13 protein-coding genes are annotated in these 12,981 nt (G+C 40.1%); 11 read left to right on the top strand and 2 right to left on the bottom strand.

Annotated features, from left to right (window positions below; genetic code table 11):
- From nqrE to cyoE, 10 genes are all read left to right on the top strand, one after another.
- Positions 1-609, top strand: a complete 609-nt coding sequence (nqrE, locus tag NQT65_RS06155) for an NADH:ubiquinone reductase (Na(+)-transporting) subunit E (protein WP_004587139.1) — start codon at positions 1-3, stop codon at positions 607-609.
- An 18-nt stretch (positions 610-627) separates the two neighbouring features.
- Positions 628-1,857, top strand: a complete 1,230-nt coding sequence (gene nqrF / locus NQT65_RS06150) for an NADH:ubiquinone reductase (Na(+)-transporting) subunit F (RefSeq protein ID WP_004587138.1) — start codon at positions 628-630, stop codon at positions 1,855-1,857.
- A 98-nt stretch (positions 1,858-1,955) separates the two neighbouring features.
- Positions 1,956-2,987, top strand: a complete 1,032-nt coding sequence (locus NQT65_RS06145) for an FAD:protein FMN transferase (RefSeq protein ID WP_064386879.1) — start codon at positions 1,956-1,958, stop codon at positions 2,985-2,987.
- Positions 2,988-3,149: 162 nt separating this feature from the next.
- Positions 3,150-3,362 (top strand): (Na+)-NQR maturation NqrM, encoded by a 213-nt coding sequence (nqrM, locus tag NQT65_RS06140; protein WP_004587136.1) that lies wholly within the window; start codon positions 3,150-3,152, stop codon positions 3,360-3,362.
- A 1,273-nt stretch (positions 3,363-4,635) separates the two neighbouring features.
- Positions 4,636-5,055: a hypothetical protein gene (locus NQT65_RS06135; RefSeq protein ID WP_004587448.1), complete on the top strand. Its 420-nt coding sequence runs from the start codon at positions 4,636-4,638 to the stop codon at positions 5,053-5,055.
- 310 nt (positions 5,056-5,365) lie between these two features.
- Positions 5,366-6,319 carry a ubiquinol oxidase subunit II gene (cyoA, locus tag NQT65_RS06130; protein WP_256850722.1) on the top strand — a complete coding sequence of 318 codons (954 nt, stop codon included), beginning with the start codon at positions 5,366-5,368 and terminating at the stop codon, positions 6,317-6,319.
- A 2-nt stretch (positions 6,320-6,321) separates the two neighbouring features.
- Positions 6,322-8,310, top strand: coding sequence for a cytochrome o ubiquinol oxidase subunit I (cyoB, locus tag NQT65_RS06125; protein ID WP_256850721.1), 1,989 nt, complete (start codon positions 6,322-6,324; stop codon positions 8,308-8,310).
- The gene (gene cyoC / locus NQT65_RS06120; protein ID WP_256850720.1) at positions 8,307-8,942 is read left to right on the top strand and encodes a cytochrome o ubiquinol oxidase subunit III; all 636 of its coding nucleotides are present in this window, start codon (positions 8,307-8,309) and stop codon (positions 8,940-8,942) included. Before cyoB ends, cyoC begins: the two co-directional genes overlap by 4 nt.
- Positions 8,942-9,298, top strand: a complete 357-nt coding sequence (cyoD, locus tag NQT65_RS06115) for a cytochrome o ubiquinol oxidase subunit IV (RefSeq protein ID WP_004587444.1) — start codon at positions 8,942-8,944, stop codon at positions 9,296-9,298. Before cyoC ends, cyoD begins: the two co-directional genes overlap by 1 nt.
- Positions 9,299-9,307: 9 nt before the next feature.
- Positions 9,308-10,192 carry a heme o synthase gene (gene cyoE, locus NQT65_RS06110; RefSeq protein ID WP_064386876.1) on the top strand — a complete coding sequence of 295 codons (885 nt, stop codon included), beginning with the start codon at positions 9,308-9,310 and terminating at the stop codon, positions 10,190-10,192.
- 55 nt (positions 10,193-10,247) lie between these two features.
- Here cyoE and NQT65_RS06105 read toward each other — a convergent pair whose 3' ends face one another.
- Complete coding sequence (locus NQT65_RS06105; RefSeq protein WP_256850719.1) at positions 10,248-10,841, bottom strand: FMN-binding negative transcriptional regulator; 594 nt, start codon at positions 10,839-10,841, stop codon at positions 10,248-10,250.
- On the bottom strand, positions 10,841-11,416 hold the full coding sequence (locus NQT65_RS06100; RefSeq protein WP_138686118.1) for a GNAT family N-acetyltransferase: 576 nt from the start codon (positions 11,414-11,416) through the stop codon (positions 10,841-10,843). The genes NQT65_RS06105 and NQT65_RS06100 overlap by 1 nt, the downstream gene beginning before the upstream one ends.
- A gap of 103 nt (positions 11,417-11,519) precedes the next feature.
- On the opposite strand from NQT65_RS06100, the gene pdxR reads away from it, so the two are divergent.
- On the top strand, positions 11,520-12,980 hold the full coding sequence (gene pdxR, locus NQT65_RS06095; RefSeq protein WP_256850718.1) for a MocR-like pyridoxine biosynthesis transcription factor PdxR: 1,461 nt from the start codon (positions 11,520-11,522) through the stop codon (positions 12,978-12,980).
- Position 12,981: the final 1 nt, after the last annotated feature.

Here is a 12,981-nt window from a genome sequence, read left to right as displayed (position 1 = left end):
ATGGAACATTATATTAGTTTATTTGTAAAAGCGGTTTTTATTGAAAACTTAGCTTTAGCTTTCTTCCTAGGTATGTGTACTTTCTTAGCAGTATCTAAAAAAGTAACTACATCAATTGGCCTAGGTGTAGCCGTTATTGTGGTACTGGGTATTTCTGTACCAGTAAATAACTTGGTTTACCATGCCGTACTTGCACCGGGTGCATTAGAGTGGCTTGGTTACCCTGAAGCAGACCTTAGCTTTTTACGTTTCTTAACGTTCATTGGTGTTATTGCAGCACTTGTGCAAATTTTGGAAATGGCATTAGATAAGTTTTTCCCTGCACTTTACAACGCATTAGGTATCTTCTTACCACTAATCACAGTTAACTGTGCGATTTTTGGTGCGGTATCATTCATGGTTGAGCGTAACTATAACTTCGGCGAGTCTGTTGTTTATGGTGTTGGCGCTGGTGTTGGCTGGGCGCTTGCAATTACATTACTTGCAGGTATCCGTGAGAAAATGAAATATTCAGACGTGCCAGATGGCCTACGTGGTTTAGGTATTACCTTCATCACTGTTGGTTTAATGGGTCTTGGCTTTATGTCATTCTCTGGTATTTCACTGTAAAGGTAGCGAGGATAAATCATGAGTTATGAGATTTTCTTAGGCGTTGGTGTTTTCATCGCTATCGTTGTACTACTAGTTTTAGTTATCATTGGTGCTAAATCTAAGTTAGTTGCAAGCGGTGACATCATCATCGGTATTAATGGCGATCCAGACAAAGCCATTAAAACATCAGCAGGTAGCAAGCTTTTAGGCGCGCTATCTGAATCAGGTATTTTCGTATCATCTGCATGTGGTGGCGGTGGCTCTTGTGGTCAGTGTCGTGTACACATTAAAGAAGGTGGTGGCGATATCTTACCAACAGAACTTGATCACATTTCTAAAGGTGAAGCCCGTGAAGGCTGTCGTTTAGCGTGTCAGGTAAATGTTAAAAACGACATGGAAATTGAACTTGAAGAGTCAATTTTCGGTGTTAAAAAATGGGATTGTGAAGTTATCTCTAACGATAACAAAGCAACGTTCATTAAAGAGCTTAAGTTACAAATTCCAGATGGCGAATCAGTGCCTTTCCGTGCGGGTGGTTACATCCAAATCGAAGCGCCTGCTCACCATGTTAAATACGCAGATTTCGATATTCCTGAAGAGTATCGTGGCGACTGGAATCACTTTGGTTTCTTCGACCTGGAGTCAAAAGTAGACGACGAAACAATTCGTGCATACTCAATGGCTAACTACCCAGAAGAAGAAGGCATTATCATGCTTAACGTGCGTATTGCTACGCCGCCGCCAAGAAACCTAAGCCTACCATGTGGTAAAATGTCATCGTACATTTGGTCACTTAAAGCAGGCGACAAGGTAACTATTTCAGGTCCATTTGGTGAGTTCTTCGCTAAAGACACCGACGCTGAAATGGTATTCGTAGGTGGTGGTGCAGGTATGGCACCAATGCGTTCACATATCTTTGACCAACTTAAGCGTTTAAACTCTAAGCGTAAGATTAGTTTCTGGTATGGTGCGCGTTCTGAGCGTGAAATGTTCTATGTTGAAGATTTCGACGGCTTAGCAGCTGAAAACGATAACTTTGTATGGCATACCGCATTGTCTGACCCACAACCAGAAGATAACTGGGAAGGTTATACAGGCTTTATCCATAACGTACTTTATGAAAACTACTTGAAAGATCATGAAGCGCCAGAAGATTGTGAGTTCTACATGTGTGGTCCTCCAATGATGAACGCGGCTGTTATCGGCATGCTTAAAGACCTAGGTGTAGAAGACGAAAACATCTTACTAGATGACTTCGGTGGCTAACACCCATATCAAAACAGCTTAGTTTTGGTTAAAATACGGGCCTCGTTGCACTTTGTGCAACGGGGCTTTTTTTATTTTATTTTACATGGGCTAATTTAATGAACAGAGTAAGCAGTTCTCAAGGCGCTATCAGTATTTTTTTATTAACTATAATGCTATTTATCTCTGGCTGTGGGGCTGATAAAACACCTCAGGAGGTATTTTTAGAAGGCAAAACGATGGGCACCACCTATCATATTAAATACTTTGCCGACGATAAAAGCGTCGATGCCACTAAATTACAGCAGCAAATAGATACGCAATTGAAAGCGGTTAATCAGTCTATGTCTACGTATATCCGCGATTCTGAAATTAACACATTTAATAAATTACCCGCCAACCAGGTTATGCCAATTAGTGAAGACTTTAGGGCTGTGGTGAGCGAATCGATTCGTTTAGGTAAGTCGACCAAAACGCTCGATGTTACGATGGGCCCGTTAATAGATTTATGGGGCTTTGGACCTGATAAAAAACCAACTAAGCGCCCAAGTGATGAAGCACTTGCTGCAATGATTGAAAAAATTGGTGTAGATAAACTTAATCTTACTGAGCAGGGCCTTGCTAAAACAGTTGATGGTTTAGAGCTGTCGTTTTCGGCCACAGCGAAAGGGTATGGCATTGATAAAGTAGCGCAATTACTTGAAAGCCAAAACATTAGTAACTACATGGTAGAAATAGGCGGGGAGCTGCGCATTGGCGGTGAAAAGCCAAATAACCAAGATTGGAAAATCGCGATAGAGCAGCCAGATGCGCCACCAGGCGAGCGAAAAGTTCACCGTGTATTAGCGCCCGGTACGAATGGCATTGCAACATCAGGTGACTACCGTATTTTTTATAAAATGGATGGCGAAACTTACACTCATTTAATTGACCCAGTAACAGGCATGCCAATCAAACATGACTTAGTGTCGGTAACTGTATTACATCCTAGTGCAATGACCGCAGATGGCTTAGCAACCGCATTAACGGTTATGGGAATGGACGATGCTAAAGCATACGCTGAAAAGCACGATTTACCTGTGTACTTAATGGCTAAATCAGACAAAGGCATTGTGACTTACGCGAGCACTGCATTTAAACCTTATTTGTAATATAATGGCGTTTAGCTAAAGCTTTATTCGTGCTAAACGCATATTACAACCGATTTTTTGAAATAGACTTCTCTCGCATCTATGTGGGTTTTGGGTGTATAATTTAGCGGTCGCTCAACAATGTTTGAGCATAATTTATTGCTGATCAATAGGGGCTAAGCAATGTCACTTTTTCTTCTTACATTTGGTTTATTAATTTTAATCGTGATAGCTATGGCTGTTGGTATGATCGTGCAAAGAAAATCTATGGCAAGTAGTTGCGGTGGATTAGGCTCGGTAGGTATTGATAAAGCCTGTGATTGTGACGATCCATGTGATAAGCGTAAAAAGCGTATGGCTAAAGAGCAAGCCTGGAAAGAAAACCAAATTATTTAAGCAGTAGCTTAATGACAAAAAGCGCCATATGGCGCTTTTTTTGTACCTGTATATTTAGTGCTCATATCTTCTTTTAATTAAACACAACCTTAATGTATTAGACCAAGGTCTATAGTTTAGTTTTTTTCACCTATTAGGTTTATTTTTCTCGTTTGTCAAATTGGAGCTAACACTCTAAAGTTTAAGCATAGACACAGAGCAAGGCTCCAGTCATAAGTTTGAGGCATAAAGTTTGCCTCGCTTAAAAGAATCTTTATATTGTGTGTGAAGATGTTGTCAGTGTGAAAGGCAACTCAAGGTCGGTGGTGACCGGTTTTGAGTTGTTTTTATTCTCTACAATTGCCACGCAGTGTAAACCAAGAATCTTTATATTGTGTGTGAAGATGTTGTCAGTGTGAAAGGCAACTCAAGTTCGGTGGTGACTTAGCTTGAGTTGTTTTTATCTCTTACAATTGCCACGCAGTGTAAACCAAGAATCTTTATATTGTGTGTGAAGATGTTGTCAGTGTGAAAGGCAACTCAAGGTCGGTGGTGACTGGTTTTGAGTTGTTTTTATTCTCTACAATTGCCGCGCAGTGTAAACCAAGAATCTTTATATTGTGTGTGAAGATGTTGTCAGTGTGAAAGGCAACTCAAGTTCTGTGGTGACTTAGCTTGAGTTGTTTTTATCTCCTACAGTTGCCACGCAGTGTAAACCAAGAATCTTTATATTGTGTGTGAAGATGTTGTCAGTGTGAAAGGCAACTCAAGGTCGGTGGTGACCGGTTTTGAGTTGTTTTTATTCCCTATAATTGCCACGCAGTGTAAACCAAGAATCTTTATATGTGTGTGAAGATGTTGTCAGTGTGAAAGGCGGCTCAAGTTCGGTGGTGACTGAATTTGGGCTGTTTTTGTTTGTGCGGCTTTATTTTTAACTTCATTAATCCCCCTTATCTCTACTGCTCAACCTACCTAAATATAAAATATTTATAAACTAAGTCTTTATTTTTATTATGTTATTTTTTATTAACAAAATAGCTGCGAAAGCTTAACGCAAAACTTTATATTTTTTGTTGAACCGAAAACTGTCTTTGTTATACTCAGCATCGAACTTTCAGTAAGTTTTGAAAGTTTGTTTGATACGGATCAATTCTCACTAGGTAAATGTGTGCTAGCCGGTTTGATTGTATTTAGCACCTCGTTTTAGGGCTTACAGCAGCAATGTTTTTTAATTTTTCCATTGCGCGCTTTATTACTCTAATTTTGTTATTAGTCATTTAGTAGGTTAATGTCTTTGAACACACTTTCTTTGCATCATACAAATACGGCTTTTGCTTCTAGCAAACCGCACACGTGTGAGCGCTTGAATAAAGCGGGCAAGGGCGTGTGTGTCGCTATAACATTATTAGTGTTTAATACGGTAATGCTGCTAAGTGGTGCATTAGAGGATGCCTTTCAGCTTGAAGCGTTGTTTAGCAATGGCTCTATTGTTGAGCCTGTTTTGCTGCACATTACGCAATTTTTAGCTCATCCGATCATATCTAGTCAGTTACTCATTGGCCTTTGCTGGTTATTGTTCCATATTTTTCCGGCGCGTCGTGCTGGAATTATCCTTCGTAAAGCCGCTTTCGCTTTTCGCGAGGCAAAAGTACACCAACCTGTGTCCGCTGCACATGGTTGTCGTGCTCCACCTAGCTTTACAGGTTGTCTGTAAGGCTTCACTTGTTGCTGGTTTTAATTATTTTTTCTTGCTGTAAATAATTAAAGTTTGCATTAGCAATGTAGCCGCGTGTTTTAAACACGTCAGCCAACCAACACTCACCCAAGTTAACTTTTATTACGTTATATAAATGCGTTTAGAAGCTGGGTTTGTTGCTAGGTATTTTTTGCATCCACTTGCAGCGGGTTCAGTCCCCTTTATTTTTATAATTTAGTTCTAGTTAACTTGGGTTTTTATTGAAAAATCGTTGCTTAATTTTTATTCAAAGCAGCAAATTAAAACTCTAGGTTTGTAGGATACTCCCTTGTTAATTCGTAACCTTTGTAATATTGCTTTAGCTAGTACGGTGCTGGCGTTGTCAGGCTGTAAAGGCGGGATACTCGATCCAAAAGGCCAAATAGGTATTGATGAGAAAAACTTAATCATCATTGCTACTGTCCTTATGCTGCTCGTAGTAATCCCCGTTATTGTGATGACTTTGTATTTCGCATGGAAATACCGAGACACACAAGATCATGAAATTTATGCACCAAAATGGGCTCATTCAAATAAGATTGAAGCCGTTGTTTGGGCTGTTCCTATTGTTATCGTTATTATTTTAGGTGTTATTACCTGGCAGTCTACCCAAGACTTAGACCCCTATAAACCTATTGAAGGTAAAGGCGAGCACCTCACTGTAGAGGTGGTTTCATTAAACTGGAAGTGGCTATTTATTTACCCAGAGCAAGGTATTGCAACGGTAAATGAATTGGTATTTCCGGCAAATGTGCCGGTGGAATACAAAATCACTTCAGAAAGCACAATGAACTCGTTTTTTATTCCTCAGCTAGGTAGTCAAATTTATTCTATGGCAGGCATGGAAACCAAGCTTCATTTAATCGCAAACGAGCCGGGCACATTTAAAGGCTTTTCTGCTAATTACAGTGGCGCAGGTTTTACCGGTATGAAGTTCAATGCCATTGCCACCCCAACACAAGCTGATTTTGACACGTGGGTAACAAGCGTTAAAGCCAATGCTAATAACCTCACTCATGCCAATTATGTTGAGCTTGCAAAAGCCAGTGAAAACAATCCTGTTGCCTATTATGGCAAGGTCGACGACGGCCTATTTCATACCATTGTGATGAAGTATATGCAGGCACATGGCGATATGAACAAAAAACATAAAGCAATGAGCGAACATGGGCAAATGAGCAAAAAGCACCATGAAATGAATGAACACGCAATGCCTTCATCTCACAGCCAGGGCGAGGAATAATAATGTCGTTTTTAGGTAAACTTTCACTCGACGCAATTCCGTTTCATGAGCCAATTATAATGGTTACCATGACGGTGATAGCGATTGCCGGGCTTATTATTGCCGGGCTTATTACTAAATATAAAAAGTGGGGCGTGCTTTGGCACGACTGGATCACCTCTGTTGATCATAAACGCTTAGGCGTAATGTACATCTTTTTAGCATTAATAATGCTGTTTCGTGGTTTTTCTGATGCCATTATGATGCGTGCGCAGTTAGCACTTGCTACCAGCGGTGCACCTGGTTATTTGCCTCCTGAGCATTACGACCAAATATTTACAGCGCACGGCGTTATCATGATCATATTTATGGCTATGCCATTTATGATTGGCCTAATGAACATTGTATTGCCACTGCAAATTGGCGCACGCGATGTCGCTTTTCCATTTTTAAATAACTTAAGTTTTTGGTTTACTGCCAGCGGTGCCATTTTAATTAACTTGTCGCTTGTATTTGGTGAGTTTGCAAAAACAGGTTGGGTGGCGTATCCGCCGCTTTCGGAGCTGACCTTTAGCCCTGGGGTGGGGGTCGATTATTATATATGGGCCTTGCAAATATCCGGGCTCGGTACGCTTTTAACTGCAGTAAACTTTTTAGCGACTGTGTTTAAAATGCGTGCCCCAGGTATGACCCTAATGAAAATGCCAATTTTTACATGGGCATGTACATGGGCAAATATTTTAATTGCAGCATCTTTCCCTATTTTAACTGCTGTGCTGGGCATGCTAACGCTTGACCGTTACCTTGATTTTCACTTTTTTACCAATGCAGCGGGCGGCAACGCCATGATGTACATCAATCTGTTTTGGGCGTGGGGTCACCCTGAGGTTTATATTTTAGTACTGCCTGCTTTTGGTATTTTTTCTGAAATTATCTCAACCTTTGCCGGTAAACGTTTATTTGGTTACAAATCGATGGTGTATGCCAGCGGTGCAATCTCTATTTTAGGTTTTATTGTTTGGCTACACCACTTTTTCACCATGGGGTCGAGCGCCAACGTTAATGCGTTCTTTGGGGTAATGACCATGGTTATTGCCGTCCCTACTGGCGTTAAGCTATTCAACTGGTTGTTTACCATTTACCGCGGCCGTTTACGTGTTAGCGTTCCTGTACTTTGGACATTAGGCTTTATGGTTACCTTTACAGTAGGCGGTATGACCGGCGTACTACTGGCTATTCCGGGTGCCGATTACGTGTTGCATAACAGTTTATTCTTAATTGCGCATTTCCATAACACAATTATTGGTGGCGCTGTATTTGGCTACCTTGCAGGTTTTGTATTTTGGTTCCCTAAAGCAATGGGCTTTAAGCTTAGCGAAAAATGGGGTAAAGCGTCTTTTTGGTGTTGGATAGTTGGTTTCTTCGTGGCGTTTATGCCGTTGTATGTACTTGGTTTCTTAGGTATGACACGTCGCTTAAACCACACTAATAACCCAGATTGGAACATGTGGTTATACATTGCCGCAGGCGGTGCTGTCATTATTATGTTTGGTATTATTTTCCAAGTCGTGCAGCTATTTGTTAGCTTTAGAGACCGCGAAGCACTTGATGATACAACCGGCGATCCGTGGAACGGCCATACACTAGAATGGGCAACTAGCTCACCTCCACAAGTGTATAACTTTGCCACTATTCCTCACGTTGATGACATTGATGCCTGGACCGAAGCGAAAGAAAAAGGCCAAGCGTATCAAACAAAAGCAAGCTACAGCCCAATTCATATGCCTAAAAACACAGCATCTGGGGTGTTAATTGCAGCAAGCTTAACTGTATTTAGCTTTGCTATGATCTGGCATATCTGGTGGTTAGCTGCCGTTGGTTTTGTTGGCGCAATTGCCTTATTTATCAAGCGTTGTTACACCAGTGATGTTGATTACTATATACAACCTGATGAAATTACACGTATTGAAGCTGCGTATAATTCTAGTGGAAATAAGGAGCTAAGCGCGTGAGTACACTATCTGCGAATGTAGAAACTGCCCATTTAGACTCAGTTTCGCACGATGATCATGCACATGAGCATCACGATACCTCTGGCGATACAATCTTTGGCTTTTGGTTATACCTAATGACCGATTGCCTATTATTTGCCTCGTTTTTTGCCACTTACGCCGTGCTGTTTATGAACACAGCCGGTGGTGTATCAGGTAAAGACATTTTTGAACTCGACTTTGTCGCTGTAGAAACAGCGGCGCTACTCATTAGTAGTATTACTTTTGGCTTTGCCATGATTGCCGCACAAGGGCAAAAAAAGGCACTAACACTCACCTGGTTGTTTATTACCTTTTGTTTAGGTGCTGTGTTTATAGGCATGGAAATTTACGAATTTCATCACCTAATTGTGCATGGTAATGGTCCACAACAAAGTGCCTTTTTAACCTCATTCTTCTCGTTAGTAGGCTTACATGGTTTGCACGTAACTGCGGGTCTAATTTGGATGAGTATTATGATGATAGAAGTGGCTAAACGCGACTTAGGTAAACAAACAGTGACACGCTTAAGCTGCCTAAGCCTATTTTGGCACTTCTTAGACATTGTTTGGATTTGTGTATTTACCGTTGTTTATTTAATGGGAGCAATGTAATGAGCCACAGCGAAGCGCACGCGTTAAAGCAAATGCAAAACGAGCACCATGATGAGTCTCATGGCAGCGTTAAAACGTACTTAATAGGCTTTGTGCTATCAATAATTTTAACCGCCATACCGTTTTACATGGTAATGGAAGGCGACTTTTCAAAAGTAACTACGCTTTGGAGCATTGTTACTTTAGCTATTGTACAAATTTGGGTGCACTTAAAATACTTTCTACACCTTAATTTTACGACAGAAGATGGTCGTGCAAGTACCTTCTCATTTTTATTCAGTGCCCTAATTATCGTCATGGTTGTTGGGTTATCGGTTTGGATAATTTACGAATCTAACGCAATGATGATGTACTAGGAGTTGAAGATGTTTCGTCGTTATTTATCAGTGACTAAGCCAGGCATTATTATGGGCAACCTTATCAGCGTTGCAGGCGGTTTTTTACTTGCCTCGCGCGGGGATATAGACCCATGGCTAATGGTTGTTACGCTTATTGGCTTGTCACTTGTGGTTGCATCGGGCTGTGCTATCAACAATGTAATTGATAGGGACATAGATGTAGCCATGGCACGTACTCGTACGCGGGTAACAGTAACAGGCGAAATGTCGGCCTTTGCTGCACTGAGTCACGGGGTTTTATTGGGGGTTGTAGGTTTTGGTTTACTCATTGCTTACACCACACAAGCCGCGGTATTTTTTGCAGCGTTTGGCTATATCATTTATGTTGGGGTTTATAGCCTTTACATGAAGCGCAACTCAGTTTATGGCACGTTTGTAGGTAGCCTTTCTGGCGCAGTGCCTCCTGTTGTAGGTTACTGCGCTGTAACCGGGCAGTTCGATATAGGTGCATTAATATTATTAGTTATGTTTAGTCTGTGGCAAATGCCACATTCATATGCCATTGCTATTTTTCGTTTTAAAGATTACCAAGCCGCAGGTATTCCCGTATTACCCGTAGCGCAAGGTATTGATAAAGCGAAGCGCCATATTGTACTTTATATTGCTGTGTACGCTTTAGTCGTCATGCTATTACCAATAAGTGGCTACACTGGCGCCGCCTTTATGGCAGTGGCGTGTATTACCAGTTTTTGGTGGTTACTTATGGCACTGCGTGGCTATCGCCGTAATGTTAATTTAACGAGCTGGGCACGCCAAGTGTTTGCTTTTTCTATTATAAATATTACAGCACTCAGTATTGCCATGGCCGTTGACTACCACAGCGCAGCGCCACAACTGCTTACACTGATATAATTTTTTAAAGCTTTATATTTCCAAAGTTAATCCAAAGGCTCGAAAGGGCCTTTTTTCATGTTTGAAATAAAGCGGCAATAGAGTGTTTTTGATCTTGCTTTAGGTTTTCTTTTATTTGGGCTCTAATTTCTGCTGATTTATTTTGGCTTAGCTTAAAGTTTCCACTCCAGTGAGTGGGAGTAAACTCTATAAAGCTTAATTGTTGATACATTGCTTGGCGACTGCGTGTAGGCATATCATTAATATTCCACATGGGCTTAATGGTTTGCTCAAAATGGGTTGTTAATTGACTCATTATTTTTTCTTTCTCACTGTCGCTTTTAATAATCTCTACCTTTGCAGTGACTTGTACTGATGAGTAAAGCCAGCTTGGCAGTGTTTTATTATTACTATACGAGGGAGATAGATAGCAGCTATCACCATTAAAGTGTAATTTTACTGAGCGTTTATCACATTGTGTTAGTGGGTTATGTTTAGCTACGTGTGCAGTGAATACATTACAAATGGGATCATATAGTACAGGTACATGGCATATATTATTTAAATCACTTTGCGAGCTGGGCGTTAAAATACTCGCTAGTGGAAATTGCTCAACCAATGCCTGCAAACGTTTAATATCATGCTCTTGAAAATGCGAAGGTGGGTACATTAGAGCTTCTCCTCTAGTTGCAATTTTATGTTCGGCCATTGCTCATCAACTATGCTAAATTTTGCTGTGTTTCTATAGCTACCATTGCTGAGCTTTCTATCTTTATAAGCGAGTCCTTCAAAACGTGCACCTAAACGTGCAATAGCATTACGTGATTTTTGATTATATTCATGAGTATTAAATGTAATTCTCACTAAATTAAGCTCATCAAAAGCGTATTTGAGCAGTAAAAATTTAGCATGTGTATTTATGTAAGTTCGCTGCCAGTCATTACTAATAAAGGTGTGGCCAATTTCAGCACTCAGGTTGTGTTTATCTAATTTAAATAATCGTGTTGTACCTACTACTTGCTGTGTATTCGTGTCAATAATCGCAAAAACAATCTGTTCGTCTTTATTAAATTGCGCCTGTGTTAAAAACCACTCTTTTAGCATTTCAGGGGTTTTTGCGTAGTTAACTAGTACCCATTGCCATACTTTAGGGTGCTTACCTGCTTTATATAATCCATTTAAGTGTTTATGGTTTAGTGGTTCTAGAACAACCTTGTTTGTTTTATGTATATGCTGAGTGAACATTATTCGCTCCATTTTTTGCTATTAAAGAGTAATAAATGTACGCTTATTTGGTTTAGTAAAAACAACCAGAATATAACTTTTACCTATACCAGATAGAAAATACATGCAGCCACTTAATATAAAATTTAATAAGCAATATAAGGCAAAGTATTTGCAGCTAGCGCAAGCTATTCGAACTGCAATTATTGAAGGTGATATTGCGGTTGGCGCTAAGTTAAGTTCAGCTAGAGAGATGGCGAAAGCTTATCAATTAAATCGCCATACAATAATGAATGCTTTACAACTATTAGTGGCTGAGGGATGGTTAGAGTCTCATGAGCGTAGCGGTTATAAAGTAACGCAAACCTTACCTATCCAAGGCAGCGCTAATACTAAGCAAGTGCCAGTCTTAACACCTAAAGCCTATAAATTTGCCAAAGAGTTAGCAGTTCCAGCTCCTGCAATGAATTTAAATAATTATAAGTATAATTTTGCAGGTGGGCTTCCCGATCTTAATAGCTTCCCATATAAAGAATTTAAACGCTCCTTAAGTCATGTTTTTAACCATGTAGATACCAGTAAATTTCATTATGGTGATATAAGCGGTGTGAGTGAGTTAAAAGTGCAAATAAGCAATTACTTATATAAAGCGCGTAACTTAAAAACAAACGACTTACTTGTGTGTAATGGCTCACAAGAAGCACTATTTTTAATTTCGAAAGCATTTATTAGCACTAACGATTTTGTTGCTGTAGAAACGTTAGGGTATCCACCAGCCCGTAAAGCTTTTGCGGCATGTGGCGCACAATTAGTAGATATAAAACAAGATGAATATGGTTTATGTATTGATGATTTGAAAGTGCAACTTAGCCGCTTCTCAATTAAAATGCTGTACTTAACACCGCTGCATCAATACCCGACAACTGTTACTTTATCGCCTACACGGCGTATGCAAATTTATCAGTTATGTTACCAACATGGCGTAATGATTATAGAGGATGACTATGACCATGAGTTTCATTACCAATGTCATCCGTTACAACCAATGGCGGCGGATGACCCTGCGGGTATAGTTATTTATCTTTCTACATTCTCTAAAATTATGTTTTCCGCAGCCAGAATCGGTTACATTTGCGCTGCCCCTGATGTTATCGCACAACTTAATGCGTGGAAGCAGTTAATGAATCATAAAAATGATGTGGTTATGCAATTAGCTTTAGCGCACTTTATGAAAGAAGGCGCATTTGAGCGCCATTTAAAGCGAATGACTAAGCTATATAAGCATAGGTATGAAGCTATGGATAACACATTAATAGCACTGCAGGTGAAAGGTTTACCTATTGAGTATAAAAAGCCCGATGGTGGGATGGCAATGTGGGTTAACTTAAACATAGATACGGCTAATATTAAAAAGCATCTGCACAAGCACAGTATTTATTTGCAAACAGAATCAGAGTTTTATTTCTGCGACTCTTATAGAAGCTTAAAACCTAAACACTTTAGTTACTTGCGTCTAGGCTTTGCTGGCCAGTCAAAGGAAGTCATGCAAGAAGGTATAAACATAATTGCTGGGTATGCTTATTAAG

The sequence above is a fragment of the Pseudoalteromonas agarivorans genome, from assembly GCF_024518735.1.
GTDB classification, from domain to species: domain Bacteria; phylum Pseudomonadota; class Gammaproteobacteria; order Enterobacterales; family Alteromonadaceae; genus Pseudoalteromonas; species Pseudoalteromonas atlantica.
Note: the sequence above shows the minus strand (reverse complement) of the source record. Positions and strands in the feature narration are given on the sequence as shown.